Here is a 26,496-nt window from a genome sequence, read left to right on the forward strand (position 1 = left end):
GGGCGGGCGCTCCGGGAGGTGCGCTCCGGGAGTCAGGCGCTCCATTCGCGGCGGCGGGCCTCGGCGAGGGCGATGGCGGTGGCGACGGCGACGTTGAGGGAGCCGACCCGCCCGATCTGGGGGATGTAGGCGACGGCGTCGGCGGCGGCGAGCAGGGCGGGGGAGCAGCCGTGGTCCTCGCCGCCGACGGCGAGGCAGACGTCGCCGTCCAGGGGCGCCTCGTGCAGGGGGACGGCGTCGGTGGCGAGCTCGACGGCGACGAGCCGCAGGCCCTCCTTGCGGACGGCGGCGGCGGCCTCGGCGGGGGTGCCCGCGTGCTCCCAGGGGACGAGGCGGTCGGTGCCGAGGGCGGTCTTGGCGACGCCGCGGTGGGTGGGGGGCGTGGCGTTGCCGGCGAGCCACAGGTGCTCGACGCCGAACACGGCGGCGCTGCGGATGATCGAGCCCATGTTGTACGGCTGGGTGACGGACTCGACGAGCAGGCCGAGCCGGGCGCCGGTGCGGCGCCGCCAGTCGCGGTTGAGGCGCTTGACGTCGGTGGCGCGCAGCTGGCGGCGGCCCTGCTGCGGCGTGTTCGCGGGACCGGGGGTGCTGCTGCTCATCGGGCGGGGCCTTCCGTGCTGGTGGAGACGCGCAGGACGCGGTAGGCGGACCGGGAGGCGATCCGCTCGGCGGGGAAGCCCTGGCCGGTCAGCCACCGCTGGAGGGAGTCGGAGCCGAGGTGCTTCTGGACGACGAGGTGGGCGAGGCCGCCGGGGGAGAGGCGGGGGAGCCAGGCGAGGAGCAGATCGTGCAGGGCGGCCTTGCCGATGCGGATCGGCGGGTTCGACCAGATCGCGGCGAACCGCAGCGCGGGGTCGATCTCGTCCGCCAACCTGAACCTTACATTGTCAAGGCCCGCGGTTTTGGCGTTGCTCTCGGCGATCTCCAACGCCCGCCGATTGACGTCAACGCCCCAGACCATCGCCGAAGGGGAGCGCTTGGCGAGGGTGAGCGCGATGGGCCCGTACCCGCAGCCCAGGTCGAGGAGGTCGCCGTCCTGCGGGGGCGGGGGGACGGTCTCCAGCAGGACGCGGGTGCCGGGGTCGACGCGGTCGGGGGAGAACATGCCGCTGTCGGTGTCGAGCCGCAGGTGCAGGTCGGGCAGGACGAGGTCGACGGTGCGGCGCCTGGCGGCGGCGCCCGGCCGCTCGGTGAAGTAGTGATCCCCCACGGCCGCCGACGCTATCAGGGCAGGCGGGAGAACCAGACCAGGGAGACGCCGCCGGCGGCGAAGGCGAACAGCAGCGCGATGCCGGTGTAGCGGGCGGCGACGTCGCGGTGCTCGGTCTTGAATCCGAGGGAGCTGCCGATGTTGCGGTAGACGTCGTCGAGCTGCCCGGCGTCGGCGGCTTCGTAGGCCTTGCCCTCGGTGCTGTCGGCGAGGGTCCGCAGCGTCTCCTTGTTGACCGACACGCTGGTGGTCTCGCCCTCGATGTCGACGGTGCCGTAGGGGGTGCCGAACGCGATGGTGGAGACGGGGATGTGGGCGACGCGGCTGGCGTCGATGGCCTCCTGCACGGACCGGCCGGTGGTGTTGTCCCCGTCGGACAGCAGCACGATGTGCGCGGGCGGCGGGTCCTGCCGGGCCTCGGCGTCGAACGACCGGACGGCCTGCAGGGAGGTGAACACGGCCTCGCCGATGGCGGTGCGCTTGGCCAGGACGAGCTGGTCGAGGGAGGCGATGGCGGCCTCCCGGTCGGCGGACGGCGCGGCGACGAGGTTGGCGCTGCCGGCGAACGCGACGACGCCGACGTTGAAGCGGGCGGGCAGGTCGCCGATGAACTTCTTGGCGGCGGCCTTGGCCGCCTCGAACCGGCTGGGTGAGACGTCCCTGGCCATCATGGACAGCGACACGTCCACGGCGACCATGATGGTGGCGCGGTCGCGGGGCACCTTCACCGACGTCGCGGGCCGCGCGAACCCGACCATCATCAGGGTGATCATGGCGAGGAACAGGACGGCGGCGACGTGCCGGCGCCAGCCGGGCCGTTTCGGGGCGACCTGCGACAGCAGCGCGAGGTTGGTGAAGCGCACGGCGTACCGCTGCCGGCGCAGCTGGACGAGCACGTAGGCGGCGGCGAGCAGCGGCAGGAGGCCGAGCAGCCAGAGGCGTTCGGGTGACAGGAAGGTCATGGGCGCACTCCCGCTGTGGTGACTGGCCGGCCGGCGGCGCGGCGCTGGCGGAGGGCGAAGCGTGCGACGTCGGCGATCCAGTCGCGGTCGGTGCGCAGGACCAGGTGGTGGGCGCCGCAGCGGCGCAGGGCGGCGCGGGTGCGCTCGCGCTGGGCGGCGGCCGCGGCGGCGTACCGTTCGCGGACGCGGCGGCTGAGCACGATCTCGTGGACGGTCCCGGTCTCGGGGTCGGCCATCTCGACGAGTCCGACGTCGGGGAGGTCGAGTTCGCGGGGGTCGATGATCTCGACGGCGAGGACCTGGTGGCGGGCGGCGAGGCGGCGCAGCGGGCGTTCCCAGTCGGGGCGGCCGTCCTGTCCCGCGGGGGCGGGGTCGGCGCCGTCGGGGGCGAGGAAGTCGGAGATGATCACGCGGAGGCCGCGGCGGGTCTGGCCGCGGTGCAGGGAGGTGATGGCGGCGGCGAGGTCGCGGGGGGCGGCGGCGGTGCGGGCGGTGTCGGCGCGGTGGGCGCCGTCGTGGACGGACTGGGCGTCCAGGACGGCCTGCAGGAGGGCGTAGAGGGCGGCTTTGCCGGTGCGGGCGGGCCAGCGGCGCATTCCGTCGGCGTGCAGCAGGTAGGCGCCGGCGCGGTCGCCGAGGCGGACGGTGAGGAAGCCGACGGCGGCGAGGGCGGCGACGGCGAGGTCGCGTTTGATCATGGTCCCGGTGCCGAAGTCCATGCTGGGGGTGAGGTCGACCAGGGCCCAGGCCTCGAGTTCGTGGTCGGCGACGAGGTCGCGGACGTGCGGGGTGGTGGTGCGGGCGGTGACGGCCCAGTCCATGTGGCGGACGTCGTCCTCGCCGGGCTGGTAGAGGCGGGCTTCGGCGAGTTCGGTGCCGGGGCCGGGGATGAGGCCGAGGTGCTCGCCGTTGAGCAGGCCGTCGAGGCGGCGGGTGACCTGGAGTTCCAGCCGCCGCAGGGTGCGTTCGGGGGCGAGGTGGGCGAGCTTGCCGCCGCGCCGCCGCCTGCCGGGGGTGGGGCGGGTGGTCATGCGGTCGTCACCGCCGCCGCTCCGTGGTTCCAGACCACGCGGGGCGGGGGGACGGCGGTGAGGATCTGGGCGATGACGTCGCCGGGGTCGATGCCGTCGGCGAGGGAGTCGAAGGTGAGGACGAGGCGGTGGGCCATGACGTCGCGGGCGACGGCGCGGACGTCGTCGGGCAGGACGTAGTCGCGTCCGGACAGCAGGGCGAGGGCGCGGGCGGCGGAGGCCAGGCCGAGGGTGGCGCGGGGGCTGGCGCCGATCTCGATGACGCTGCGCAGGTCGGGCAGGCGGTACTGGTCGGGTTCGCGGGTGGCCATGACGAGCCGGACGATGTAGTCGGCGATGAGTTCGTGGACGGAGACCTCTTCGGCGGCGCGCTGGAGGCCGGCGAGGCGGTCGGTGTCGAGGATCTGGGCGGCTTCGGGCGGGTCGACGCTCATCCGCTGGAGGATCTGGAGTTCCTCGTGGGCGGCGGGGTGGTGGACGTCGATCTTCATGAGGAAGCGGTCGCGCTGGGCTTCGGGGAGGGGGTAGACGCCTTCGGACTCGATGGGGTTCTGGGTGGCGAGGACGATGAAGGGTCTGGGGAGGGGGTAGGTGTTGCCGCCGAGGGAGACCTGGCGTTCGGCCATGACCTCCAGGAGGGCGGACTGGACTTTGGCGGGGGCGCGGTTGATCTCGTCGGCGAGGACGAAGTTGACGAAGACGGGGCCGAGCTCGACGTCGAACTGCTCGGTGGAGGGGTGGTAGATGCGGGTGCCGACGATGTCGGAGGGGACGAGGTCGGGGGTGAACTGGAGGCGGGCGAAGGTGCCGCCGACGACGTCGGCGAGGGTGCCGACGGCGAGGGTCTTGGCGACGCCGGGGACGCCTTCGATGAGGCAGTGGCCGCGGGCGAGGAGCGCGACGATCATGCGTTCGACCATGTGGTCCTGGCCGACGATGACCTTCTTGACCTCCGCGAGGGTGTTCTGCAGGAGTTCCGCGGCCTCGTCCACGTCGGTGGCGGGGATGGTCATGGTGGGAGTCCCCTCGCTGTCCCTGGTGGCCGCTGGCGGGCCTGTCCGTCGTGTGCCGGGTGGGTGTGTTACGACCCTACGCGATCACTTGTACCCGTTCGTTCGGGATACGTGCGCGCGGGCGATGATCGGTTCAGGGGCGTTCCATGGGGGTGCGCTGGGGGCGGCCCGGTCGGCGGGCGTAGTCGGCGGGCGTAGTCGGCGGGGGTGGTCGCCGGGGCGCGGCCGGGGGGGCGCGGTTGTTAGTGTTGCGGCCATGTCGAGGCCGTTGCCGCCGGGTGACCCCGTTCAGCTGGGGCCGTTCCGTCTGTCGGCGCGCCTGTCGGAGACCGCCGCGGGGATCGTGTTCCTCGGGGTGGACGGTGCGGGGCGGCGCGCGAGCGTGGCGGTGCTGAACCGCGGCGCGGCGGGCGACGCGGCGGCGCGGGACCGGTTCCGTGCGGCGATCAACGCGGCGGTTCCGGCGGCGGGCCGGGCGGGGGTCGGGCCGGGCCGTGGACCGGCGGCCGGGCCGGAGGGTGCGGCGCCGGTGGTGGCGGCGCAGCCGGACGGGCCGGCGCCGTGGGTGGCGACGCTGTACGAGGCCGATCGGGCGGGGGCCGAGCGTTTCCTGGAGCCGGTGGTGTTCCAGGGGTCGGGCCGCACGTGGTGGGGCGGGCGGCGGCGGGGGCCGCAGTTCCAGCCGTACTGGCTGGGGTCGGGGGAGCCGGCGCTGGAGGAGCCGCCGCGGCCGGCGCCGGCGGTTCCGGCCCCGGTGGGGGAGCGTGCGCCGGAGCGGAACCTGGTGGCGGGGGTCTTGGGGCTGGCGGCGGGGCTGCTGGTGCTGGTGCTCTTGCTGGCGGTGCTGTTCGCGTGCCGGCCGGAGGTGGAGGAGCCGCCGCCTGCTCCGCCGGAGCCGACGCCGTCGTTCCCGCAGCCTCCGCAGGCTCCGCGGTCGCCGCGGCCGGGGACTCCGAGCCCGTCGCCGTCGCAGGGGCCGTCGACGCCGGCGCCGAGCCCGTCGCCGTCGGGTTCGCCGTCGGGCAGCGGCGGCGGTGACGACGGCCCGCCGCTGTGACGGGCGCGCGGGTGGCCGTGCGCTGATTGCGGGCCGCGGGGGCCGCCGGCGGGTGAATTCCCGTTGCGCGGGTGGGGCGCGGGCGGTGAGGATGGGCGGATGGTGGAGAGTCTGCTGGCGTTCGTGGGTGCTGCGGTGCTGGTCGCGATGGTGCCGGGTCCGAGCACGGTCGTGATCATGCGGGAGTCGATGCGGTCGGGGCGGCGCTGCGGCCTGGCGACGGTGCTGGGCAACGAGACGGGCGTGCTGCTGTGGGGGTTGGCGGCGGCGGTGGGCCTGTCGGCGCTGCTGGCGGCGTCGCGGCTGGCGTACGACGGGCTGCGCGTCGCGGGCGCGGCGGTGCTGGTGTGGTTCGGGGTGCGGGCGCTGCTGCAGGCGCGGCGCGGCGGCCGGCGCGGTGAGGCGTCCGGTGAGGCGTCCGGTGAGGCGTCCGGTGAGGTGTCGGGCGGCCCGTCCGGCGGCCCGTCCGGCGGGGCGGGGGCGGAGCCGGAGGGCGGCGCGGGGCTGCCGGGGTGGCGGTACTACCGGCTGGGGCTGGTGACGAATTTCGCCAACCCGAAGGCGGGGGTGTTCGCGGTGTCGTTCCTGCCGCAGTTCGTGCCGGCCGGGTGGCCGGTGGTGTGGGTTCTGGTGGGGTTCTCGGTGCTGTGGGCGTTCATCGACCTGGCGTGGTACACGGTGGTGGTGTGGCTGGTGGGGGCGGCGCGGCGGGTGCTGGGCCGGCCGGCGGTGCGGCGGCGGCTGGAGCAGGTGTCGGGCGTGGTGCTGGTGGGCCTGGGGGTGCGGCTGGCGGTGGAGGCGCGCTGAGTCCCGCCGGGCGTTTTGGCACATTTCCATGATCACTTTTGTGGGGGCGGGTCGTAGCCTGGGGCGATGACCGCACTGGATGACCTGGCCGGCCGGTACGCCGACGAGTTCGCGGCGCTGGATCCGTGCCTGGCGGCGCTGATGGGGATCGCGGGGCAGGACGCGGGGCTGACCGACTACGGCCCGGACGGGGTGGCGGCGCGGGCGGAGCTGGTGCGGCGGACGCTGGCCGAGCTGGGCCGGGTGCCGGTGGAGGGCGAGGCGGGGCGGGTCGCGGCGGCGGTGATGCGCGAGCGGCTCGAGGTCGAGGTGGCGTTGGACGAGGCGGGGGTGCGCGACGGTTTCCTGGACACCACCGACGGGCCGGTGCAGCGGCTGCGGATGGCGGTGGAGCTGCTGGACCGGGGGCCGCAGACCGACTGGGCGGCGCTGTGCGCGCGGTTGCGGGCGCTTCCGGGGGCGCTGGCGGGGCTGCGGGTGTCGCTGGAGCGGGCGTGCGCGAAGGGGCGGGTCGCGGCGCGGCGGCAGGTCGTCCGCAACGCGCGCGAGTGCGCGGAGTTCCCGGCGTATCTGGCGGGCCTGGCGTCGCGGCGGGGCGCCGGTGCGCCCGCGGGCGCGGCGGGGGAGGAGCTGGCGGCGGCGGTTCGGGGCGCGTCGGCGGCGCTGGCGGAGTTCGGGTCGTTCCTGACCGGGACGCTGGCGCCGCGGGCGCCGGAGCGGGACGCGCTGGGCGCCGACCGGTACCGGCTGGGGGTGCGGGACTTCCTGGGGACGGAGCTGGATCTGGCGGAGACGTACGCGTGGGGCTGGGAGGAGCTGGCGCGGATCGAGGCGGAGATGGCGGACGCGGCGGCGGAGATCCTGCCGGGGGAGCCGCTGCCGGCGGTGATGGCGGCGCTGGACGCCGATCCGGCGTACCGGGTGGCGGGTGCGGAGGCGTTCCGGGGGTGGATCCAGGAGCTGGCGGACCGGGCGATCGCTGATCTGGACGGGGCGCATTTCGACATCCCCGAGCCGCTGCGGCGGATCGAGTGCCGGATCCCGCCGGTGGAGTCGGGGATCTACTATCTGGCGCCGGCGGAGGACCTGTCGCGTCCGGGGACGGTGTGGTGGACGGTGCAGGACCCGGCGGCGGAGATCGTGACGTGGACGGTGCCGACGACGATGTTCCACGAGGGGGTGCCGGGCCATCACCTGCAGCTGGGGGTGACGACGCTGAACCCGCGGCTGAACCGGTTCCAGCGGGTGTCGAGCGAGCTGCATCCGGGGCATTCGGAGGGGTGGGGCCTGTACGCGGAGCGGCTGATGGACGAGCTGGGGTACTACGCCGATCCGGCGCACCGGCTGGGGATGCTGGCGGGCGGGCAGCGGTTCCGGGCGGCGCGGGTGATCTTGGACATCGGGCTGCATCTGGAGCTGCCGATCCCGGCGGGGGCGGGGTTCCACGAGGGGGAGCGGTGGACGCCGGAGCTGGGGTTCGCGTTCCTGCGGTCCCGCAAGGGGCCCGATCCCGATTCGGTGGTGGCGTTCGAGATCGACCGGTACCTGGGGCGTCCGGGGCAGGCGATCGCCTACAAGCTGGGGGAGAGGGTGTGGCTGGAGGCGCGTGAGGCGGCGCGGCGGCGGGCGGGCGCGGCGTTCGATCTGAAGGAGTTCCACCGCAGGGCGCTGGATCTGGGGCCGATGGGCCTGGACCTGCTGCGCGCCGAGCTGGAGCGCGTCTGAGTCCGGCGGACCGGACACGACGGACCGGAGGACGGACCCGGGGGGCGGACCCGGGGGGCGGGAGGTCAGACGGGTTCGGAGGGGCGGGCGAGGGCGGCGGCGCCGGTCTCGCGGAGCCACCGGCGGGCGCCCAGGTGCGCTTCGCCGCCGCCGGTCCGGCGGGTCGCCGCGGAGTCGCTGCCGGTGCCGGAGTCGGTGCCGGAGTCGGAGTCGGTGGTGCCGGCCGGAGGGTCGTCGGGGGTGCGGGCGATGTGGCAGGCCCGCTCGTCGCCGTCGTCGAGGACGTGCTTGACGTAGTGGGGAGGCCACCGCAGCAGCATGCGGCGGCCGCAGGTGGGGCAGGCCCATTCCTCCAGCCCGGACCCCGCGGTCCGTACCATCCGCATCTCATGCGTCTTCTGCACGGTCCTGACCCCCTCGGCCTCCGGCGCTTCGCCGGCCCGCCGTCCGCGCGTTCCGGAAAACGCTTGTGAGTCTGTGATTTCCCACGTCAAGCCGGTTAAACGGCTGAGGCAAGGGGCTTTAAGGTCGATGTCACCGGTGTTGCGGGCGGTCCGGAACGCCGGTGAGGGCGTCGTGGACGGCCGCGCCGATCGCGGCGATGCCCTCGGCGGGGCGGCGCGCGAACGCGCCCCAGCCGAGGAAGCCGTGGTCCAGCCCGGTGCCGGGGACGAGGGTGACGGGGACGCCGGCGGCGCGGAGCCGGGCGGCGTGCCGCTCGGCCTGGGGGCGCAGCCGGTCGTGCTCGGCGGTGGCGATGACCGCGGGCGGCAGGCCGGCCGGGTCGGGGTCCAGCAGCGGGGAGACGTCGGGGCGGGTGCGGTCGGTGCCGCGCAGGTAGGCGCGCAGGGCGCGGTCGACGCCGGAGCGGGGCAGTTCCAGTCCGTCGGGGTCGGGCAGCGGCGGGGGGACGGCCCGCAGGTCGAGCGCCGGGTACAGCAGCACCTGCAGGGCGGGCCGGCAGGGGCCGGGGGCGCGCAGGATCCCGGCGGCCGCGGCGGCGATCTGCCCTCCGGCGCTGTCGCCGGCCACCCCGATCCGCGCGGGGTCGGCGCCGAGGAGGTCGGCGTTGCGGACGGCCCAGCGGACGGCGGCGACGGCGTCGTCCACGGCGGCGGGGAAGGGGTCCTCGGGCGGGCGCCGGTAGCCGACCGACAGCCACGCGACGCCGCTGGCGACGGCGAGGGCCCGCACGACCGGGTCGTAGGAGTCGACGTCGCCGAGCACCCATCCGCCGCCGTGGAAGTACACCAGCAGCGGCGCGGGGGTGCGGGGGGTGTGCAGGTAGAGCCGTGCGGGCAGCGGCCCGGCGGGGCCGTCGACGGTCAGGTCCCGGACGGTGCGCACGGGCGGGCGGGGTGAGCGGGCGAGGTCGGCGGCGTGCTCGCGCCGCGCGTCCTGGACCGTCCCGCCGGACTCGCCGGTCTCGGCGGGGTCGGCGAGGCGGCGGCGCAGGAACGCCAGGTACTCCGGATCGCGTCCCGTCACACCCGGGAGCCTACCGACCTGAGCGGGGCGTCCCGGGCGGGCGGCGCGGCGGGAAAAGCCGTTGCGGCGCGCGGCGCGGCGGAGGCACTCTGATCATGCGGCCGCCGCGGATCCCGTCCCCGCGTCACCCTGGGGGCGGGGTCCCGCGCAGCGGCCCGGAACCGGGCGCCGCCTCCTCGCTCAGCGGCCCCCGCTCAGCCGCCCCCCGCTCGGCGGGCCGCGCGGTCAGCCGGCGGCGCGCAGGCGGGACTCCAGGGCGTCCAGGTCGGGGACGAACCACACGTGGCCGGCCGCGTTCGACTCGCGCACCAGCGCCGCCAGCGCCGGGCTGGCGGCGGCATGGGCGGACACGTCCCCGACGACGGCCAGCCGCACCCGGTAGTTGACGAACTTCTGCATGACCTCCCCGGCGAACCGGGTGCCGAGGGCGAAGAACCGCTCGTCCAGCCGGGACGCCGGAACCGCCACCGCCTCGGCGCCCAGGTAGGTCGCGCCGATCAGGTCGAGGGCGTCGCGCTCGGTGGCGATCGGCGGCCCGTCCGGGTCGCACACCAGCACCCTGGTGCCGCCCAGCTCCTGGATCTGGTCAGCCATCGGCCCGCTCCCCCTCCAGCAGCGCGTTCCCGCCGCCGATCACCTCGTCCAGCAGGCGGAGCAGGTCCGCGGTCGCGGCGGCCCCGCCCAGGACCACGATCTTCATCCGGCGCCGCTCGGCGTCGTGGACGACCTGCAGCCGCAGCGCCCGCGCGGGGCCGCCGGTGTTCGCGGCCGCCTGCACGAGGGTGGCCAGCCGGGCGGCCGCGTCCGGCCCGACCCCGTCGACCTGCACGATGCTGGACACCTCCACCGCCGGCGCGGCGGGCGGCGCCGGGCGCCCGGTCAGGGCTTCCACGTCGGCGGGCGCGATCCGGTACTGCCTGCCGATCCGCACGGCGTTCAGCCGGCCGTCCCGGATGTAGCCGCGCACCGTCCGCACGTGCAGCCCGAGAAGGTCCGCGACCTCCTCCACCGAGTACATTCTCTCCGCCATCACTCCCCAAACTACCCTACGAATGGGACCGATAGGGAGGTTTAGGGAGTCGGGCGGGGTCGGCGGGGCCGGGTCAGGCGCGGGGCCGCGGGGCGTCGGGGAGGGCGCCGGCGATGCAGTCCAGGACGCGCTCCAGGCCGTAGCGGAACTGCTCCTCGCTGGTCATGTGGGGTATGCGCGCGTCCTTGACGATGCGCTCGAACATCGGGTACCGGCCGGTCTCCATGAGCGTGCGGACGTAGGGGGCGCTCTGCATCATCCAGCGCTCGGGGGTCATCCCGTGCTCGCGCATCTCGCGCCGCCACTCGATCTCGCCGCGCACGACGCGCTCGACGTAGCCGGTGAGCATGTCCAGCAGGGTGACCATCTCGTCGATCGGGATGCCGACGTCCAGGGCGCCGAACGCGAACTCCAGCAGCCGCAGCCGGTTGGGGCCGAGCGTGGCGGTGGGGCGGTGCAGGTCCGCCAGCCAGGGGTGGCGCAGCCACATCTCGCGGGTGCTCTCCGCGATCAGCCTCAGGTCGGCCCGCCAGTCGCCCGAGGGCCGCTCGGGCAGGTCGGCCTCCAGCAGCACGTGGTCGGCCATCAGGTCCAGCAGGTCGTCGCGGGAGGGCACGTAGCGGTACAGCGACATCGCGCCGGTGCCGAGCTCGGCGGCGATGCGGCGCATCGAGGCGGCCTCCAGGCCGTCGGCGTCGGCGATGCGGACCGCGGCCTCGGTGATCTGGGCGCGGCTGTAGGCGGGGCTCGGCCCCCGGCCCTGCCGCTCGGGGATCGACCAGATGCTCACCTGCCGCTCGGCGCGTGCCACCGGACCTCCTCGTCGTCTTCATGAGCATCCTAGTTGCGTACACCGTACCCGGTTGTCTACCGTGGTCTGCGTACACCGTACCCAGAGGAGGGTGTCGTGACCGACGAACCGATCGTGGCCGCCGAGGCGCTGCGCAAGCGCTACGGCGCCACCCAGGCCCTGGACGGCCTCGACCTCGCCGTCCCCGCCGGGACCGTCTGCGGGCTCCTCGGCCCCAACGGCGCCGGCAAGACCACCGCCGTGCGGATCCTGGCGACCCTCGCCGACGCCGACTCCGGCCGCGCCCGCGTCGCCGGGTACGACGTCGCCCGCCGGCCCGACGAGGTCCGCGCCCGCATCGGGCTGGCCGGGCAGCACGCCGACGTCGACGAGAAGCTCACCGGCCGCGGCAACCTGCGCATGTTCGGCCGCCTCTACCACCTGCCGCGGCGCGAGGCCCGCCGCCGCGCCGACGAGCTGCTGGAGCGGTTCGGGCTGGCCGAGGCCGCCGACCGGCAGGTCGCCGGCTACTCCGGCGGCATGCGCCGCCGCCTCGACCTGATCACCAGCCTGATCCTGCGGCCCCAGGTGCTGTTCCTGGACGAGCCCACCACCGGCCTGGACCCCCGCAGCCGCGGCGAGATCTGGGACGCCGTCCGCGGCCTGGTCGCCGACGGCACCACCGTCCTGCTCACCACCCAGTACCTGGACGAGGCCGACCGGCTCGCCGACGACATCGCCGTCGTCGACCACGGCCGCGTCATCGCCACCGGCACCCCCGACGAGCTGAAGTCCTCCATCGGCGACCGCCTCGACGTCGTCCTGGACGACCCCGCCGACGCCGGCGCCGCCGCCGCCGTCCTGCGCTCCCTCGCCGGCGCCCACCCCGTCCTGGACGGCGACCGCCTCTCGGTCGCGCTGCCCGCCGGGGCCGTCCGGCTCGCCGACGTCGTCCGCGAACTCGACCGCGCCGGCGTCGCCGCCGCCGACGCCGGGCTGCGCCGCCCCACCCTCGACGAGGTGTTCCTGCGCCTCACCGCCTCCGACGCCGCCGCCGGCACCGGCGCCACCGCGACCGGCGCCGCCGGCGAACACCGGGAGAAGGAGACCGTCCGATGACCGCGCTCACCGCGCCCGCCCCGCCCACCCGCGCCGGGCGGCTGCGCTGGACCCTCGCCGACGGCCTCACCCTCATCGGGCGCGAGCTGTCGCGCATCCGCCAGGAACCCGGCGAGCTCATCGCCGCGCTGATCTTCCCCGCCGTCATGGTCGTGCTGTTCGGGTACGTGTTCGGCAGCGCCATCGCCGTCCCCGGCGGCGGCGACTACCGCGAGTACCTCATGCCCGGCCTGTTCGCCATGGTCACCTTCACCGCCACCATGGCGGTCGCCATGCGGGTCGCCACCGACGCCTCCCGCGGCGTCATGGACCGGTTCCGCTCCATGCCGATGGCCCGCTCGGCCGTCCCGTTCGGGCACACCGGCGCCGAGATCCTCAACGGGATCCTCGGCATGGTCATCATGGCCACCGCCGGGCTCATCGTCGGCTGGCGCGCCCACAACGGGATCTGGCCCACCGTCGAGGCGTTCGCGCTGCTGGGCCTCATGCGGTACGCGCTGAGCTGGGCCGGCTGCTACCTCGGCCTGGTGGTCAAGAACGAGCAGACCGCCGACCAGCTCCTCCCGCTGGTGTTCCCCGTCACCATGCTGTCCAACTCCTTCGTCCCCACCGGCGGCATGCCCACGGCCCTGCAGGTCGTCGCCGACTGGAACCCCGTCAGCGCCCTCACCGCCGCCCTGCGCGACCTGTTCGGCAACCCCGGCGCGGCCGCCGCCGGCCAGGCATGGCCGATCGCCCACCCCGTCGCCGCCACCGCCGGGTGGGCGCTGCTGCTGCTCGCGGTGTTCGTGCCGCTGTCGGTGCGCACCTACCGGCACCGCGACCGGTGACACCCCGCGGCCCGCGGACGCCCAGACCGCGGGCCGCGGGGTGCCCTCACACCCGCGCGGCCGGCCGCCTCACCGGTCCCGCCCCCGCCCCCGGTCGCGGTCCCGGTACATGCGGCGCTGCGCCCTGCTGACCGACTTCCACCGGTTCTCCCGCTCGGCGCGCAGCCGCGCGTCGGTGCGCGACGCCGCCCACGCGTTCTCGCGCAGCAGCCGGCGGTAGCTGTCGAGGCGGCGGCGCGGCAGCGTCCCGTCCTCGACCGCGGCCAGCACCGCGCAGCCCGGCTCCGACAGGTGCGCGCAGTCGCCGAACCGGCACCCCGCGGCCAGCTCCTCCACGTCGGCGAACGTCCGCTCCAGGCCCTCCGACGCACCGAACAGGCCGACACCGCGCAGCCCCGGCGTGTCGATCAGCACACCGCCGCCCGGCAGCGGCAGCAGCTCCCGCCGCACCGTGGTGTGCCGGCCCCTGCCGTCGCTCTCGCGCACCGCGCCGGTCGCCAGGACCTCGGCGCCCAGCAGCGCGTTGCCCAGCGTGGACTTGCCCGCGCCCGACGGCCCGACCAGCGCCACCGTCCCGGTCAGCGCCGCGCGGACCGCGTCGACGCCGGCGCCGGTCGCGGCGCTGCACGCCACCACCTGAACGCCCGGCGCCGCGGCGGCGGCCTCGGCCGCCGCGCCGGCCGCGCCGGGCGCACGGTCGGCCTTGGTCAGCACGACCACCGGCCGCGCCCCGCTCTCCCAGGCCAGCGCCACCAGCCGCTCGATCCGCCCCGGAGCCGGGCGGGCGTCCAGCGGCACCGTCACCGCGACGGTGTCGACGTTGGCGGCCAGCACCTGGCCCCGCGAATCGCGCGCCGCCGACGCCCGCACGATCGCGGTCCGGCGCGGCAGCAGCGCCGCCACCGCCGGGCGCCCGCCCGGCCCGTCCGGGCGCAGCGCCGCCCAGTCGCCCGTGCACGGCGCCGCCGGCGGATCACCCGGCACGGCCGCCGTGGACAGCGCCGTCGTGGACAGCGCCGTCGTGGACAGCGCCGTCGTGGACAGCGCGGCCGTGGACGCCCGGGCCGGGCCGTCCTCGGCGACCACGTCGCACAGGCCGCGGTCCACCGCGGCCACGCGCGCGGGCACCAGACCCGCCGCGCGATAAGAGGAGAACACCTCGTCCAGGGCCTCGTCCCAGCCGTAGGCGGCCAGAAGGGACGGACCCGAGAAAGAAGAAGACACTGGTTTGGAACCCTTTGCGTGAAAAAGGGGACCCCGGCGTGAGGACGCCGCACCGTACGTGCGGGATCAGGTCAGCCGGCGGCCCCGGGGATGGGGACTGGCTGAGCGCTGCGCGCAGCAGCGACCGAGACGACGGCCATGCGTCCCCACCTCCTTCACGCTCACGCGCGACACTACCCGCCCGCCCCGCCGCCGCGCCAACCATTAACCCGCGCACGTGCGCACCGCGGCCCGGCCGGGCGGCATCACCCGCGCGGGGGAGGGGGATCGGCCGCGGCGGGGAGGCGCCGCCCGCCGAGACGGCGCAGCATCGTCGCCATGGCCGCCGCACCGCCCGCGCAGACCCGCGCCCCCGCGGCGCCGCCCCCCGGGCGGCGCCTGACCGCCGCCGCGATCTCCGGCGGCCTCACCGTCTACTTCGGGGTCGGGCTGCTGCAGATGATCTGGGAGCGGCTGCACGGCCGCGACCCGTTCCCGCCCGGCGGCGGCCTGGACCTTCCCGAGGCGTTCTTCTGGGTCGCCGTCCCCGCCTACCTGGCCTGGGGCGCCGGGATGGCCGCCGCCGCCCGCGGCTACGCCCGCCGCACCCGCCGCCCGTGCCGCGCCTGCGGGCGGTGACCGCCGACACCGCCGGCCGCGCGGCCGGGGGAGTGACGGCGCCGGACGGAAGTTATGGTGATTTGGGGGGCGCATCGCGATGAGGGGCATGGCCGTGGACGACAACGACCGGCACGACGACGACCAGCACGACGACCAGCACGACGACCGGCAGGACGACCGGCGCGAGCACGACCGGCAGGACGACCGGCGCGACGACCGCCGCGAGGAGCGGCCGGGCGCCGACCGGCCGGAGGCGGGGCTCGCCGAGCGGGCCCGGCGCGCCGACCGGGACGCCGCGCAGCTGCTGGAGGAGATCTGGGACGGGCTGGCCCCGGCCGCCGCGTCCGCCGCGCGCGCCGCCGCGCACGCCGGGCAGCCGGTCCGCGACGCCGCGCGGGACGCCGCCGCGCTCACCGCCGACCGCATCCTGGAGCAGGTGGCCGGCACCCCCGCCATGAAGGCGATCGAGGGCGCCGCGCGGGACGCCGCCGTCCGCGCCGCGCGCGCCGCCGCCGAGCGGGCCGTCGCCGAGGCCCGCGCCGCCGCGGCCGCCAACCCCGCCGCCGCCGGCGCGTTCGAGGCCGCCGCCACCGCCATGACCCTCGCCGAGCAGCTCGCCGAGCAGGCCGCCCGGCACCCCGTGGCGGCCGCCGCGCGGCGCCTCGCCGCCGAGAGCCCGCTGGCCCGCGCCGCCACCGCCACCGCCCTGGACACCGCCCGCGACGTCGCCGGCCGCACCGCGTCCGCGCCCGTCGTGCAGGCCGCCACCCGGCTCGTCGTGGACGCCGCGATCGACACCGTCGCCGGCGCCGCAGCCGACGCCGCCATGACCGCCGCCCGCGACGTCGTCGCCCGGGTCGTCCGCGAGACCGCCGAGCAGGCCGCCCGCGACGTCGCCGCCGCCCTGCGCGACACCGCCCGCGACACCGCCCGCGAGACGGGCCTGGCCGCCGAGCTGGAACCGCTCGCCGGCGCCGCCGCCGGGCTCGCCACCCGCGCCGCCGGGTCCGAGGCCGCCCGCACCGCCGCCGGCGTGCTCACCGCCGCCGCGGGCAGCGCCGTCGCCCGCACCGCCCGCGACCTGGCCGCCCGCGCCGCGTCCCGCACCGCCGCCGCCGCGATGGAGGCCGTCCTGCGCGAACTGCTGCGCGACGCGCTCAAACTCGCCATGCGGGAACGGCTGCGCGGCATGATCCTCGACGTCTCCCGCGACGTCGTCGTGGACGTCGCCAAGACCACCTGGACCGCCGCGACCCGCCCCGCCCCCGGCACCGCCCCGGTCGAGAGCACCGTCAGGGCCACCGTCGTCGAGGGCGACGTGTGGGCGCTGGCCACCGCCGAGACCACCGTCACGACCGCCGGAGCCGCGGTCGGCACGGCCTCCGCGACCGGGGACCCCTGGGCCCTGGCCACCGCCGAGGCCACCGCCGAGGCCACCGCTCGCGCCACCGTGGAGATCACCGCGGAGACCCAGGCCGACACAGATGCCCGCACAGGGGCCGGCGCAGGGGCCGGCGCGGGGGCGGACACGCCGCCCGGGTCCTGAAACGGCGCTCAGAACATTCTGAGAGAACCATGAGAAACCGCCTCCGGCGGACGGGCCGCCCACCGGCACTGTCTACCGTGTGTGCATGCAGCCCGACACCCGGGGAGCCGGGCCCGCGCGGATCCTGGTCGTGGACGACGAACCCGCCGTCCGCGAGTCGCTGACCAGCAGCCTGGAGTTCGAGGGATACCTGGTCGCCGGGGCCGCCGACGGCGTCGCGGCGCTCGACCAGGTCGAACGGCGGGCCCCCGACCTGGTCGTCCTGGACGTCCTCATGCCGCGGATGGACGGCCTGACCGCCTGCCGCCGGCTGCGCGCCCTCGGCGCCACCATGCCGGTGCTGATGCTCACCGCCCGCGACATGGTCGGCGACCGCGTCACCGGCCTGGACGCCGGCGCCGACGACTACCTGGCCAAGCCGTTCGAACTCGACGAGCTGCTCGCCCGCGTCCGCGCCCTGCTGCGCCGCGCCGCCATGAACACCGCGCCCACCCCCGCCGGAGCCGCCGCCGGGAGCACCGGCGCCGTGCTGGCGTTCGGCGACCTGCGCATGGACACCCTCACCCGCGAGGTCACCCGCGCCGGCCGGCCCGTCGAGCTGACCCGCACCGAGTACATGCTGCTGGAGATGTTCCTGGCCCACCCCCGCCAGGTCCTCACCCGCGAGCAGATCCTGGAGACCGTGTGGGGGTTCGACTTCGAACCCGCCTCCAACTCCCTGGACGTGTACGTGATGTACCTGCGGCGCAAGACCGAGGCAGGCGGGCTGCCGCGGCTCGTGCACACCGTCCGCGGCGTCGGGTACGTGCTGCGCGCGGCGGCGTCCCCATGAACCGGGCGGCGCCGGCCGCCCGGGCGTCCGCGGCCCGGGCCCCGGTGACCCGGCGGCTCACGCTGCGCACCCGGCTGGCGCTGCTGACCGCCGCCGCCGTCGCGCTCGCCGTCGCCGCCTGCGCCACCGCCGGGTGGCTGCTCACCCGCAACCAGCTCTACACCGAGCTCGACCGGCGGCTGGCCGCCACCACCGGCGGGCCGCCCGGACCCGAGCACGACCGCCCGTTCCGCGGCGCCGCCCAGCGGATCGAGGACGCCCTGGCCCGCTGCTCCCACGACCCCTCCGCCAGCCTCAACCCGCCGCCCGGCCCCTTCGAGATGACCCAGGCGGTGACCGCCGACGGGCGGCGCTGCACCCTGCCCGGCTCCGGGGCGCTGCGCGTCACCGCGCAGGACGTCGAAGTCGCCCGCGGCGAACGCGGCCACGCCTACCACGACGGCACCGGCACCACCGCCGGCGGCGGCACCGACCACGTCCGCGTCCTCACCCGCTCCTTCCGCGCCGCGGACGGAACCCAGGCCGCGGTGTCCTACGCCATCTCCCTGGACGAGGTCGAGGGGCCGCTGGACAACCTCGCGCTGCTGCTCACCGCCGTCACCGCCCTGGGCGTGCTGGTGTCGGCCGCCGCCGGCCTGGCGATCGCCCGCGCGTCGCTGCGGCCGGTGGACGAGCTGACCGGCGCCGCCGAGCACATCGCCCGCACCGAGGACCTCGCCACCCGCATCCCCGCGGAGGGCACCGACGAGATCGCCCGCCTGTCGCGCTCCTTCAACGCCATGACCGCCGCGCTGGCCGCGTCCCGCGAACGGCAGCGGCAGCTCATCGCCGACGCCGGGCACGAGCTGCGCACCCCCCTCACCAGCCTGCGCACCAACATCGACCTGCTGCTGCGCGCCGAGGCCACCGGCCGCAACCTGCCCCCCGACGCCCGCCGCACCCTGCTCACCGGCGTCAAGGCGCAGATGCGGGAGCTGTCCAGCCTCGTCGGCGACCTGCTGGAACTGGCCCGGCCCGCCGACGCGCGGCCCGCCCGCGAGACCGTCGCCCTGCACGACGTCGCCGCCCGCGCCGTGGCGCGCGCCCGGCTGCGCGGCCCCGGCCTCACCGTCGAATCCCGCGCCGACCCCTGGTACGTGCACGGCGACCCGGCGTCCCTGGAACGCGCCGTCGTCAACCTGCTGGACAACGCCGTCAAGTTCAGCCCGCCCGGCGGCACCGTCACCGTCCGGCTCGCCGGCGGGGAGCTGACCGTCCGCGACCGCGGCCCCGGCATCCCCGCCGAGGACCTCCCGCACGTGTTCGAGCGGTTCTGGCGGTCCCCGTCCGCGCGGAGCCTGCCCGGCTCGGGGCTCGGGCTGTCCATCGTCGCCCGCGTCGTCGCCGAGACCGGCGGCCGAGTGACCCTCGAACCCGCCCCCGGCGGCGGCACCCTGGCCCGCGTCCGCCTCCCCGGCACCCCCGCACCCCCCGACTGACCCCGCCGACCGACCCCGCCGACCGACCCCGCCGACCGACCCCGCCGACCGACCCCGCCGACCGACCCCGCCGACCGACCCCGCCGGGGCCGCGCTGCCCCGCGGTTTCTCATGGCGCGTTAATCGGCGCCTCACCCGCCTCCCACGGCCGCCGCCGAACCTCGGCCCCATGAGTCGCCTCATCACCGAACCGGGCACGCCCGCCGAGCCGCCGCCCCGCCACGACCGCGGGGACCGGCGGCGGCTGGTCGAGGTGGTCGTCCCCGTCCACAACGAAGAACGCGTCCTGGCCGCCAGCGTCGAACGCCTCCACGCCTACCTGGCCGCCACGTTCCCCTACCCGTTCCGCATCACCGTCGCCGACAACGCCAGCACCGACGCCACCTGGCCGGCCGCCGAGGACCTGGCGGCCAGGCTCCCGCACGTGCGCGCCGTCCGGCTGGAGGACAAGGGCCGCGGGCGCGCGCTGCGGCACGTGTGGGGCGCCAGCGACGCCGACGTCGTCGCCTACATGGACGCCGACCTGTCCACCGACCTGGACGCGTTCCTGCCGCTGGTCGCCCCGCTCATCTCCGGGCACAGCGACCTGGCCATCGGGTCCCGCCTCACCCGCGGCTCCGCCGTCGTCCGCGGCCCCCGCCGCGAGATCATCTCCCGCTGCTACAACCTGCTGCTGCGCACCGCCCTCGCCGCCCGCTTCACCGACGCCCAGTGCGGCTTCAAAGCCGCCCGCACCGAGACCGTCCAGGCGCTGCTGCCCGCGGTGCAGGACGAGGCGTGGTTCTTCGACACCGAGCTGCTGCTGCTCGCCGAACGCAACGGGCTGCGCATCCACGAGGTCCCCGTCGACTGGGTCGACGACCCCGACAGCCGCGTCGACGTGCTGCGCACCGCCCTCGACGACCTGCGCGGCATGGCCCGCGTCGCCCGCCGCATGCTCACCGGCGCGTTCCGCGCCCCCGCCGCCCGGCCCGCGCCCGCCCTGCCCGCCGGGATGGGACGCCAGCTGCCCGCCTTCGCCGCCATCGGCGCCGCCAGCACCCTCGCGCAGCTCGCCCTGTTCGCCGCGCTGCGGACGGTCATGGGGCCGCTGTGGGCCAACGCCGTGTCCCTGACCGCCACCACCATCGGCAACACCGCCGCCAACCGGCGCTTCACCTTCGGCGTCACCGGCGCCCGCCGCGCCGCGCGCCACCAGCTCCAAGGCGGCGCCGCGTTCCTGCTCGCCCTGGCCCTGTCCACCGGCGGCCTCGCCGCCCTGCACGCCGCCGCGCCCGGCGCGTCCCGCGCCGTGGAGGCCGCCGCGCTCGTCACCGCCAACGCCGCCGCCACCCTGGCCCGGTTCCTGCTGATGCGCGCCTGGATCTTCCACCCCCGCCGTCTCGCCCCGCGCCCCGCCGCACACCCAGCCGCACACCCCGCCGCACACCCCGCCGCACACCCCGCCGCACACCCCGCCGCACACCCAGCCGCACACCCAGCCGCACACCCCGCCGCACACCGCACCGGAGGGACGCCCTCGTGACCGCCACCGCCACCGCGCCCGCCGGGCGGCGCGGCCCCGCCCCGGCCCGGCCCCTGCGGCGGCTGCTCCTCGGCGCCCCCGACGACCCCCGCTGGGCCCGGCCCGCCCTGTGGGCCGTCCTGATCGCCGCGGGAGCGCTCTACGGGTGGGGGCTGCCGGACGCCGGATACGCCAACGCCTACTACTCCGCCGCCGTCAAAAGCGGCACCCAGAGCTGGAAGGCGTTCTTCTTCGGCTCCCTGGACGCCGGCTCCTACATCACCGTCGACAAGCCGCCCCTGGCGCTGTGGGCGATGGGCCTGTCCGCCCGCGTCCTCGGATTCGGCACGTGGAGCCTGCTGCTCCCGCAGGTCGTCGAAGGCGTCGCCGCCGTCGCCGTCCTGCACGCGGCGGTCCGGCGCGCGTTCGGGCACGCCGCCGCGGTCACCGCGGCGGCCGTGCTCGCCCTCACCCCGATCACCGTCGCGATCAACCGCGACAACAACCCCGACACCCTCCTGGTCCTGCTGATGGTCGCCGCCGCCTGGGCCTGCCAGCGCGCCATCGCCGGCGGGCGGGCGCGGCCCCTGCTGCTCGCGGCGTTCCTGATCGGCTGCGGATTCAACACCAAGATGCTGCAGGCGTTCCTGCCCGTCCCCGCGCTGGCCCTGACCTACCTGGTCGCGGCGCGGCCGGGGATCCGGCGGCGGCTGGCGCACCTGGCCGCCGCCGGCGCCGTCCTGGCGGTCTCGTCGCTGTGGTGGGTCCTCACCGTCGACCTGATCCCCGCCCGCTCCCGCCCCTACATCGGCGGCAGCACCGACGGCACCGCCTTGGACCTGGTCATCGGCTACAACGGCCTCGGCCGCGTCCTCGGCCAGGACGGGCCGGGCGGACGCGGCGGCCCCGGGTTCGGCGGCGGGTTCGGCGGCGCGCCCGGCGCCGGGCGGCTGTTCAACGACATCCTCGGCGGCCAGATCTCCTGGCTGATCCCCTTCGCCGTCCTCGCCCTGGCCGCCGGGCTCGTCCTGCTGCGCCGCCGCCCCCGCACCGACCCCGCCCGCGCCGCGCTGATCCTGTGGGGCGGCTGGCTCGCCGTCCACTACGCCGTCTTCAGCTTCGCGCAGGGCACCTTCCACCCCTACTACTCCACCGCCATGGCCCCCGCCGTCGCCGCGCTCACCGGCGCCGGCGCCGTCCTGCCGGCCGCCGCGCACCGCCGGCCGGCGGCGTGGGGGTGGGTCCTGCCCGCCGGGACCGCCGCCACCGGGGCCTGGGCGTTCGTCCTGCTGGACCGCACCCCCGGCTGGCATCCGTGGCTGCGGTGGCTCGTCGCCGCCGCCACCGCCCTCGCCGCCGCCGCGCTCCTGGCCGGGCGGCTCATCCCGCGCACCCGGCCGCGCGCCGGGACATCTGCTGCGGCCGCGGGCCTCGTCCTCGCCGCCACCGCCGGGCTCGCCGGGCCGGGCGCCTATGCCGCGTCGGCCGCCTCCACCGCCTCCAACGGCACCGACCCGCTGGCCGGGCCGTCCGCGGGCAACCGGTTCGGCGGCCCGCGCGGACGCGGCGCCCCCACCGGCATGCCCGCCGGACGCCCCGGCACCCCGCCCGGCGCCATCCCCGGCGGGATGCCGGGAGCCATGCCCGGCCGGACGCCCGGCGGTCCCGGCGGGCAGCGGCCCCCGACGCCGCCCGGCGGGGATCAGCCCGGACGCGGGCCGCGCACCGGATCGGGCCGGTCCGGCGGGGGCGCCGACGACCGGATGATCTCCTACCTGCGGCGCAACCAGCGCGGCGCGACCTGGCTCGTCGCCGTCCCCAGCGCCCAGGAGGCGTCCTCGCTCATCCTGCGGACCGGGCGCCCCGTCATCGCCATGGGCGGATTCACCGGCGCCGACCCCGCCATGACCGTCGGCAAGCTCCAGCGGTACGTGCGGGAGGGCAGGCTCCGCTACGTCCTGCTCGGCGGCCGCACGGGCCCCGGCGGCGGCGCGGCCTCCGGCGTCACCGCCTGGATCCGGCAGAACGCCGCCCTCGTCGACGCGAGCGAATACGGCGGGACCGCCGGCACCGGAACCTCCGACGGCGGCGGCGCCCGGCTCTACAGGCTGCGCTGACCCGCACCGACCACGGCGAACACCACATCAACCCCACCGACCCCGACCCCGGCCCCGCAGGCCGCCCCGGACGGGACGACCCGGGGGCGGGGGACCGGGGGGCGGGGGACGCCTGCGCCCCGAGCGCCGCCGCACCGCCGTGTGCCGCCTCGGCTCAGGATGACCGGCGTGGTGTAGTGGAGGGGAGCACGGCACCAGCGCCGAGGAGCAGGGAGTGAGCCGATGGCCGAGACGCTCGACGACACCGCCGTCGCGGAACGCCTGCGCGGGCTGCCCGCCTGGGCCCGGGACGGCGACGCCATCCGCAGGCAGGTCAAGGCGCCCTCGTTCCTGGCGGGGATCGACGTCGTCACCGACGTCGCACGCGCCGCCGAGGACGCCGACCACCACCCCGACATCGACATCCGCTGGCGCACCCTGACCTTCACGCTGTCCACGCACAGCGCCGGCGGCATCACCGCCAAGGACTTCGACCTCGCCGGCAAGATCGACGAGATCGCCGCCCGGCACGGCGCCGGGTAGGGGCCGCGGTGGCCGTCCAGGTGGCGGTGTGCGGGCCCGGCGAGTGCACCGAGACCGAATGGGACCTGGCCTACGAGACCGGGCGGCTGCTCGCCGGGCGCGGCGCCGTCGTGCTGTGCGGCGGGCTCGGCGGGGTGATGGCCGCCGCCGCGGCCGGCGCCCGCGCCGGCGGCGGCATCGCGGTCGGGGTGCTGCCCGCCGCCGACCGCGCCGCCGCCGGACCCGACCTCACCGTCGCCGTCCCCACCGGGCTCGGGCAGGCCCGCAACAACGTCATCGTCAACGCCGCCGACGCGCTCATCGCGGTCGGCGGGTCCTGGGGGACGCTGTCGGAGATCGCGCTGGCCATGCGCGCCGGGCGGATCCCCGTCGTGCAGATCGCCGGGTGGAGCGTCCACGACGCCGCCGGGCGGCCCGCCGGCGGCATCGTCCACGCCGACGGCCCGGCCGCCGCCGTCGCCGCGACCGGCCTGTGGGACTAGTGGGCGGAGTAGCCGCCGTCCACGAAGACCGACTGGCCGGTGACGTAGGCGGACGACGCCGACGCCAGGAACACCGCGGCGCCCGCGAAGTCCTCCGCCAGCCCGTTGCGGCCGACCATCGTCCGCTCGGCGAGCGCCTTCACCTTCGCCGGGTCCGCCGACAGCCGCGCGTTCAGCGGCGTCATCACGAACCCCGGCACCAGCGTGTTGGCGGTGACCCCGCGGCCCGACCACGCCTCGGCCTGCGACCGGGCCAGCGCGACCAGCCCCGCCTTGGACACCCCGTAGGCGCCGCTGGTCACCGACGCGCGGAACGCCTGCTGGGAGGCGATGTGGATCAGCCGCCCGAAGCCGCGCTCGGCCATCCCGGGCCCGAACCGCTGCCCCAGCAGGAACGGCGCGTCCAGGTTCACCGCCATCGTGGCGTCCCACACCTGCGGGCCGAGCTCGTCCATCGGCGGACGCAGGTTGACCGCCGCCGCGTTGACCAGGATGTCGGGCTCCCCGAACGCCGCCGCGGCCTCGTCGGCGGCCTCGGCGACCGCGTCCCGCGACCCCAGGTCGGCGCTGACCCGCGCCGCCCGGCACCCGTGCCCCTCCAGCTCGGCGACGGTGGAGTCCAGCTCGGCCTCCCGCCGCGCGACCACCACGACGGACGCGCCGGCCCGGCCGAGCGCCACCGCGATCGCCCGGCCGATCCCGGAGCTGCCCCCGGTCACGACCGCGACCCGGCCCTCCAGCGAGAACAGCTCCGACAGGTACGGGACGGGGGACGGCCGGTCGCTCATGACGGCAGATTCTACGGTTCCGGCGGCGCGCCGGGCGGCGCCCCGCCCCGCGCCCGATCCGGTGCCCGATCCGGCGTCTCGTCCTGCGTCCCGTTCTGCGTGCCGTCCTGCGTGTCGTCCGGCGCCCGGCCGGGCGGCCCGCCCTCGCCGGTACCGTCGTCGCCGCGGCGGCGGTCCCGCCAGATCACCACGGCGATCACCGCCACGACGACGAACGTCGGCACGAAGAACGGCACCGCCGTGATGACCGGGTGGGTCGCCAGGACCCCCGCCCCGGGGCCGGCGAAGGCGGTCACGCCCCCGCCGCCGATTCCGCGCCCGTCTCCGCAGAGGCTTCCCGGGGTGCCGCGGCGGCGGACCCGGCGGCGGACCCGGCGGCGGACCCGGCGGCGGACCCGGCGGCGGATTCGGCGGCGGATTCGGCGGCGGACCCGGCCTCGGGGAGCAGGCGGGCGATCCGCGCGACGCCCCAGCCGAGCGCCAGCACCAGCGCCAGCGTGCACGCCAGCACCACCGCCGAGCACACCGCCCACAGCCAGCCCGGCACGTCGGTCTTCAGCTCCCGCTGCAGGATCGACCGCTCGCCCTGCACGTCCCGGGTGAACCGGTCCGGGGCGGGCAGCTCCCCGGCGCCGATCGCGGGGTCGGCGGGCAGGTACACCGGGACGCCGGCGAGGGTCCGGCCGTCGTGCACGCGGATCAGCGTCTTCCACCCGCCGTGCAGCGGCATCGGCTCGCTCGTGCGGTAGACGCCGTCGCGCTCCCGCACCAGGTGGTCGACGTGCAGGCCCCGGCCCTGCCAGCCGGTCACCGTCAGCCACGCCGGCCCGTCCACCGCGCCGGAGGAGAACTCCACGCGGGCGCCGGCGGTGCGGTGCGCGGCGTCGCCGCGCACGCCGGTGAGCGTGACGGTCGCGGTCCGCCCGGACGGCACGTCGACCACCAGCCCGTTGGCCACGGCCGCCGACACCGCCAGGACCGCCCCCGCGAAGATCCCGCGCGCCACCGCCCGCCGCGGCATCCGCCCCGCCAGCCCCTCGGCCAGCAGCGCCCCGCACAGCCCGCCCGCGACGCCGCCGGTCACCGCCATGGCCATGCCCTCGGCGAGGATGTCCGGCGTCCACGGCAGCCGCCACGCCGCCTGCCCGTAGGCGTACTCGGCGCCGAACCCCGCCGTCCCGATCAGCAGCCCCGACACCGCGCCCATCGCCACCGGCCGCCGCGCGAGCGCCAGCGCCGCGACCTCCACGCACACCGCCTCGGCGAAGTACAGCGGCACCGCCGCCCACAGCTCGCCGATCACCCCGGCGACCGCGACCGACACCCCGCCCCGCACCAGCATGTAGAACACCACGGCCAGCAGCGCGGCGCCGCGGCCCGCCCACAGCCGCACCGCCACCAGCGCGCAGCCCGCCGCCAGCGCGATCAGCAGCGGCTGGTGGACGAGCCGGAACTGCGGCACCCCGAAGTCGTACTCGGCCTGGAACACCGACAGCCCGATCAGCAGCCCGCCGCCGAGCATGCAGCGCCGCGCGTACCGGACCCAGCGGGGCGGCTGCGCGGCGCCGCCGCGGGCGCGGCGGCCCTCCCGCTCCAGGATCATCATCGCCACCAGCGACAGCCCGGCCCCGCCGATCAGCATCAGGTGCGTCGGGCCCCACAGCGTCACGTCCTGCCCGAAGATGCGGTGCCACACGTCGTCGAGGGGGAAGCCCAGCAGCGCGTAGAACCCGGCGCCGGCCAGCAGCACGCCGCCGGCGGGCGCGTACCAGTCCCGGGTGATCCGCACCGCCGCGGCGCCGGGCCGCTCGCCCTTGGGCAGCACCACGGCCAGCACCCCGGCGGTGAAGACGCCGAACAGCCCGACCAGGATCGGGTAGTGCGCGACGTTGGCCAGCGGGCCCTCGTCGCGGCCGTGCGAGATGTGCAGGGAGATGTCCCAGTACATGCCGAGCAGCGCCACCAGCAGCGCCACCATCGCCACCTGCAGCGGCAGCGCGGCCCAGCCGGGCACGCCGCGGCCGGCGCCGCGCTCGGCCAGCCGCGCCAGCCGCGCCAGGGCGGCGATGCGGCCGGTGCGGTGCCCCCACCCGAAGACCAGCAGGAACGCCGTCAGGGCGGCGGCGCCGGCGGAGGCGATGATGATCTGGTCGAGCGCGGCGCCGCCCGCCGGTTTCGCCGGCGCCGCGGCGGCCAGCCGCAGCGCCGCTGCCGCCGCTCCCGTGCCCGTCATGTGCTCCACCACCGGTGCTCCCTCGCCGCACGAATCGGAACGGATGGGGGCGATACCCCTTTCCGATGTGGAGTATGTCATCTTCGAATGTGTCATTGTCTAGTG

General features: G+C 76.8%; 27 protein-coding genes. 13 read left to right on the top strand and 14 right to left on the bottom strand.

The annotated features are described in order from the left end of the window. Positions 1-32 precede the first annotated feature (32 nt). The 5 genes from ABTW95_RS21820 to ABTW95_RS21840 are packed head-to-tail and all read right to left on the bottom strand — an operon-like array spanning position 33 to position 4,219. Positions 33-602: a TrmH family RNA methyltransferase gene (locus ABTW95_RS21820; protein WP_396449534.1), complete on the bottom strand. Its 570-nt coding sequence runs from the start codon at positions 600-602 to the stop codon at positions 33-35. Further along, complete coding sequence (locus ABTW95_RS21825; RefSeq protein WP_500227221.1) at positions 599-1,213, bottom strand: class I SAM-dependent methyltransferase; 615 nt, start codon at positions 1,211-1,213, stop codon at positions 599-601. Before ABTW95_RS21825 ends, ABTW95_RS21820 begins: the two co-directional genes overlap by 4 nt. Before the next feature lie 14 nt (positions 1,214-1,227). Further along, positions 1,228-2,175 carry a VWA domain-containing protein gene (locus tag ABTW95_RS21830; protein ID WP_500227222.1) on the bottom strand — a complete coding sequence of 316 codons (948 nt, stop codon included), beginning with the start codon at positions 2,173-2,175 and terminating at the stop codon, positions 1,228-1,230. Beyond that, on the bottom strand, positions 2,172-3,206 hold the full coding sequence (locus tag ABTW95_RS21835; RefSeq protein ID WP_396449531.1) for a DUF58 domain-containing protein: 1,035 nt from the start codon (positions 3,204-3,206) through the stop codon (positions 2,172-2,174). Before ABTW95_RS21835 ends, ABTW95_RS21830 begins: the two co-directional genes overlap by 4 nt. Further along, the gene (locus tag ABTW95_RS21840; RefSeq protein ID WP_500227223.1) at positions 3,203-4,219 is read right to left on the bottom strand and encodes an AAA family ATPase; all 1,017 of its coding nucleotides are present in this window, start codon (positions 4,217-4,219) and stop codon (positions 3,203-3,205) included. The genes ABTW95_RS21835 and ABTW95_RS21840 overlap by 4 nt, the downstream gene beginning before the upstream one ends. 256 nt (positions 4,220-4,475) lie before the next feature. On the opposite strand from ABTW95_RS21840, the gene ABTW95_RS21845 reads away from it, so the two are divergent. From ABTW95_RS21845 to ABTW95_RS21855, 3 genes are all read left to right on the top strand, one after another. Then, complete coding sequence (locus ABTW95_RS21845) at positions 4,476-5,276, top strand: hypothetical protein (RefSeq protein ID WP_500227224.1); 801 nt, start codon at positions 4,476-4,478, stop codon at positions 5,274-5,276. A gap of 99 nt (positions 5,277-5,375) precedes the next feature. Next, a complete protein-coding gene (locus tag ABTW95_RS21850; RefSeq protein WP_500227225.1) occupies positions 5,376-6,083 on the top strand; it encodes a LysE family translocator in 708 nt (235 codons plus the stop codon). Positions 6,084-6,149: 66 nt separating this feature from the next. Beyond that, positions 6,150-7,808: a DUF885 domain-containing protein gene (locus ABTW95_RS21855; RefSeq protein ID WP_500227226.1), complete on the top strand. Its 1,659-nt coding sequence runs from the start codon at positions 6,150-6,152 to the stop codon at positions 7,806-7,808. 65 nt (positions 7,809-7,873) lie between these two features. Here the strand turns inward: ABTW95_RS21855 and ABTW95_RS21860 are convergent, their stop codons facing one another. The 5 genes from ABTW95_RS21860 to ABTW95_RS21880 all read right to left on the bottom strand — a co-directional run bounded on the left by ABTW95_RS21860 (position 7,874) and on the right by ABTW95_RS21880 (position 11,137). After that, positions 7,874-8,188 (bottom strand): hypothetical protein, encoded by a 315-nt coding sequence (locus ABTW95_RS21860; RefSeq protein WP_500227227.1) that lies wholly within the window; start codon positions 8,186-8,188, stop codon positions 7,874-7,876. Between the two features lie 154 nt (positions 8,189-8,342). Next, a complete protein-coding gene (locus ABTW95_RS21865) occupies positions 8,343-9,296 on the bottom strand; it encodes an alpha/beta hydrolase (RefSeq protein WP_500227228.1) in 954 nt (317 codons plus the stop codon). A 225-nt stretch (positions 9,297-9,521) separates the two neighbouring features. Then, on the bottom strand, positions 9,522-9,890 hold the full coding sequence (locus tag ABTW95_RS21870) for a DUF4180 domain-containing protein (RefSeq protein WP_396453834.1): 369 nt from the start codon (positions 9,888-9,890) through the stop codon (positions 9,522-9,524). Further along, positions 9,883-10,326 (bottom strand): helix-turn-helix domain-containing protein, encoded by a 444-nt coding sequence (locus ABTW95_RS21875; protein ID WP_396453833.1) that lies wholly within the window; start codon positions 10,324-10,326, stop codon positions 9,883-9,885. The genes ABTW95_RS21870 and ABTW95_RS21875 overlap by 8 nt, the downstream gene beginning before the upstream one ends. Positions 10,327-10,399: 73 nt before the next feature. Beyond that, positions 10,400-11,137, bottom strand: coding sequence for a TetR/AcrR family transcriptional regulator (locus ABTW95_RS21880; protein WP_500227229.1), 738 nt, complete (start codon positions 11,135-11,137; stop codon positions 10,400-10,402). A gap of 96 nt (positions 11,138-11,233) precedes the next feature. Between ABTW95_RS21880 and ABTW95_RS21885 the strand changes: the two genes are divergently transcribed. Next, positions 11,234-12,235 carry an ATP-binding cassette domain-containing protein gene (locus ABTW95_RS21885; RefSeq protein ID WP_500227230.1) on the top strand — a complete coding sequence of 334 codons (1,002 nt, stop codon included), beginning with the start codon at positions 11,234-11,236 and terminating at the stop codon, positions 12,233-12,235. Beyond that, complete coding sequence (locus ABTW95_RS21890) at positions 12,232-13,065, top strand: ABC transporter permease (RefSeq protein WP_500227231.1); 834 nt, start codon at positions 12,232-12,234, stop codon at positions 13,063-13,065. Before ABTW95_RS21885 ends, ABTW95_RS21890 begins: the two co-directional genes overlap by 4 nt. Before the next feature lie 69 nt (positions 13,066-13,134). Here the strand turns inward: ABTW95_RS21890 and rsgA are convergent, their stop codons facing one another. Next, positions 13,135-14,289, bottom strand: coding sequence for a ribosome small subunit-dependent GTPase A (gene rsgA / locus ABTW95_RS21895; RefSeq protein ID WP_500227232.1), 1,155 nt, complete (start codon positions 14,287-14,289; stop codon positions 13,135-13,137). 318 nt (positions 14,290-14,607) lie between these two features. Here rsgA and ABTW95_RS21900 point away from each other — a divergent pair, with 318 nt between their 5' ends. The 8 genes from ABTW95_RS21900 (at position 14,608) to ABTW95_RS21935 (ending at position 23,370) form a co-directional block, all read left to right on the top strand. Next, complete coding sequence (locus ABTW95_RS21900) at positions 14,608-14,907, top strand: hypothetical protein (RefSeq protein WP_500227233.1); 300 nt, start codon at positions 14,608-14,610, stop codon at positions 14,905-14,907. Positions 14,908-14,995: 88 nt separating this feature from the next. Beyond that, the gene (locus ABTW95_RS21905; RefSeq protein ID WP_500227234.1) at positions 14,996-16,435 is read left to right on the top strand and encodes a hypothetical protein; all 1,440 of its coding nucleotides are present in this window, start codon (positions 14,996-14,998) and stop codon (positions 16,433-16,435) included. A gap of 85 nt (positions 16,436-16,520) precedes the next feature. Then, a complete protein-coding gene (locus ABTW95_RS21910) occupies positions 16,521-17,267 on the top strand; it encodes a response regulator transcription factor (protein WP_500227235.1) in 747 nt (248 codons plus the stop codon). After that, positions 17,264-18,745 (top strand): sensor histidine kinase, encoded by a 1,482-nt coding sequence (locus ABTW95_RS21915; protein WP_396454714.1) that lies wholly within the window; start codon positions 17,264-17,266, stop codon positions 18,743-18,745. The genes ABTW95_RS21910 and ABTW95_RS21915 overlap by 4 nt, the downstream gene beginning before the upstream one ends. Before the next feature lie 169 nt (positions 18,746-18,914). Continuing rightward, complete coding sequence (locus tag ABTW95_RS21920) at positions 18,915-20,270, top strand: glycosyltransferase (protein ID WP_500227236.1); 1,356 nt, start codon at positions 18,915-18,917, stop codon at positions 20,268-20,270. Continuing rightward, positions 20,267-22,366 carry an ArnT family glycosyltransferase gene (locus tag ABTW95_RS21925; protein ID WP_500227237.1) on the top strand — a complete coding sequence of 700 codons (2,100 nt, stop codon included), beginning with the start codon at positions 20,267-20,269 and terminating at the stop codon, positions 22,364-22,366. The genes ABTW95_RS21920 and ABTW95_RS21925 overlap by 4 nt, the downstream gene beginning before the upstream one ends. A 222-nt stretch (positions 22,367-22,588) precedes the next feature. Continuing rightward, positions 22,589-22,888: a 4a-hydroxytetrahydrobiopterin dehydratase gene (locus ABTW95_RS21930; protein WP_396454711.1), complete on the top strand. Its 300-nt coding sequence runs from the start codon at positions 22,589-22,591 to the stop codon at positions 22,886-22,888. An 8-nt stretch (positions 22,889-22,896) separates the two neighbouring features. Further along, positions 22,897-23,370: a TIGR00725 family protein gene (locus ABTW95_RS21935; RefSeq protein WP_396454710.1), complete on the top strand. Its 474-nt coding sequence runs from the start codon at positions 22,897-22,899 to the stop codon at positions 23,368-23,370. On the opposite strand, the gene ABTW95_RS21940 is transcribed toward ABTW95_RS21935, so the two are convergent. From ABTW95_RS21940 to ABTW95_RS21950, 3 genes are read right to left on the bottom strand one after another with little or no spacing between them, the layout of a single operon-like run. Continuing rightward, positions 23,367-24,158: an SDR family NAD(P)-dependent oxidoreductase gene (locus ABTW95_RS21940; protein ID WP_500227238.1), complete on the bottom strand. Its 792-nt coding sequence runs from the start codon at positions 24,156-24,158 to the stop codon at positions 23,367-23,369. The two genes, ABTW95_RS21935 and ABTW95_RS21940, sit on opposite strands and share 4 nt — an antisense overlap. Before the next feature lie 11 nt (positions 24,159-24,169). Continuing rightward, the gene (locus ABTW95_RS21945) at positions 24,170-24,454 is read right to left on the bottom strand and encodes a hypothetical protein (RefSeq protein ID WP_500227239.1); all 285 of its coding nucleotides are present in this window, start codon (positions 24,452-24,454) and stop codon (positions 24,170-24,172) included. Further along, positions 24,451-26,391 carry a hypothetical protein gene (locus tag ABTW95_RS21950; RefSeq protein WP_500227240.1) on the bottom strand — a complete coding sequence of 647 codons (1,941 nt, stop codon included), beginning with the start codon at positions 26,389-26,391 and terminating at the stop codon, positions 24,451-24,453. The genes ABTW95_RS21945 and ABTW95_RS21950 overlap by 4 nt, the downstream gene beginning before the upstream one ends. Positions 26,392-26,496: the final 105 nt, after the last annotated feature.

The sequence above is a fragment of the Spirillospora sp. NPDC127506 genome (assembly GCF_040302145.1).
GTDB lineage: Bacteria > Actinomycetota > Actinomycetes > Streptosporangiales > Streptosporangiaceae > Spirillospora.

Bases quoted from the DNA above. Each gene is read 5' to 3' on its own strand.
- ABTW95_RS21860 (WP_500227227.1), bottom strand. From the start codon at position 8,188: ATGGTACGGACCGCGGGGTCCGGGCTGGAGGAATGGGCCTGCCCCACC.
- ABTW95_RS21870 (WP_396453834.1), bottom strand. From the start codon at position 9,890: ATGGCTGACCAGATCCAGGAGCTGGGCGGCACCAGGGTGCTGGTGTGC.
- ABTW95_RS21940 (WP_500227238.1), bottom strand. From the start codon at position 24,158: ATGAGCGACCGGCCGTCCCCCGTCCCGTACCTGTCGGAGCTGTTCTCG.
- ABTW95_RS21950 (WP_500227240.1), bottom strand. From the start codon at position 26,391: ATGACGGGCACGGGAGCGGCGGCAGCGGCGCTGCGGCTGGCCGCCGCG.
- ABTW95_RS21905 (WP_500227234.1), top strand. From the start codon at position 14,996: ATGGCCGTGGACGACAACGACCGGCACGACGACGACCAGCACGACGAC.
- ABTW95_RS21930 (WP_396454711.1), top strand. From the start codon at position 22,589: ATGGCCGAGACGCTCGACGACACCGCCGTCGCGGAACGCCTGCGCGGG.
- ABTW95_RS21835 (WP_396449531.1), bottom strand. From the start codon at position 3,206: ATGACCACCCGCCCCACCCCCGGCAGGCGGCGGCGCGGCGGCAAGCTC.
- ABTW95_RS21840 (WP_500227223.1), bottom strand. From the start codon at position 4,219: ATGACCATCCCCGCCACCGACGTGGACGAGGCCGCGGAACTCCTGCAG.
- ABTW95_RS21875 (WP_396453833.1), bottom strand. From the start codon at position 10,326: ATGGCGGAGAGAATGTACTCGGTGGAGGAGGTCGCGGACCTTCTCGGG.
- ABTW95_RS21915 (WP_396454714.1), top strand. From the start codon at position 17,264: ATGAACCGGGCGGCGCCGGCCGCCCGGGCGTCCGCGGCCCGGGCCCCG.
- ABTW95_RS21820 (WP_396449534.1), bottom strand. From the start codon at position 602: ATGAGCAGCAGCACCCCCGGTCCCGCGAACACGCCGCAGCAGGGCCGC.
- ABTW95_RS21830 (WP_500227222.1), bottom strand. From the start codon at position 2,175: ATGACCTTCCTGTCACCCGAACGCCTCTGGCTGCTCGGCCTCCTGCCG.
- ABTW95_RS21845 (WP_500227224.1), top strand. From the start codon at position 4,476: ATGTCGAGGCCGTTGCCGCCGGGTGACCCCGTTCAGCTGGGGCCGTTC.
- ABTW95_RS21910 (WP_500227235.1), top strand. From the start codon at position 16,521: ATGCAGCCCGACACCCGGGGAGCCGGGCCCGCGCGGATCCTGGTCGTG.
- ABTW95_RS21890 (WP_500227231.1), top strand. From the start codon at position 12,232: ATGACCGCGCTCACCGCGCCCGCCCCGCCCACCCGCGCCGGGCGGCTG.
- ABTW95_RS21900 (WP_500227233.1), top strand. From the start codon at position 14,608: ATGGCCGCCGCACCGCCCGCGCAGACCCGCGCCCCCGCGGCGCCGCCC.
- ABTW95_RS21920 (WP_500227236.1), top strand. From the start codon at position 18,915: ATGAGTCGCCTCATCACCGAACCGGGCACGCCCGCCGAGCCGCCGCCC.
- ABTW95_RS21850 (WP_500227225.1), top strand. From the start codon at position 5,376: ATGGTGGAGAGTCTGCTGGCGTTCGTGGGTGCTGCGGTGCTGGTCGCG.
- ABTW95_RS21855 (WP_500227226.1), top strand. From the start codon at position 6,150: ATGACCGCACTGGATGACCTGGCCGGCCGGTACGCCGACGAGTTCGCG.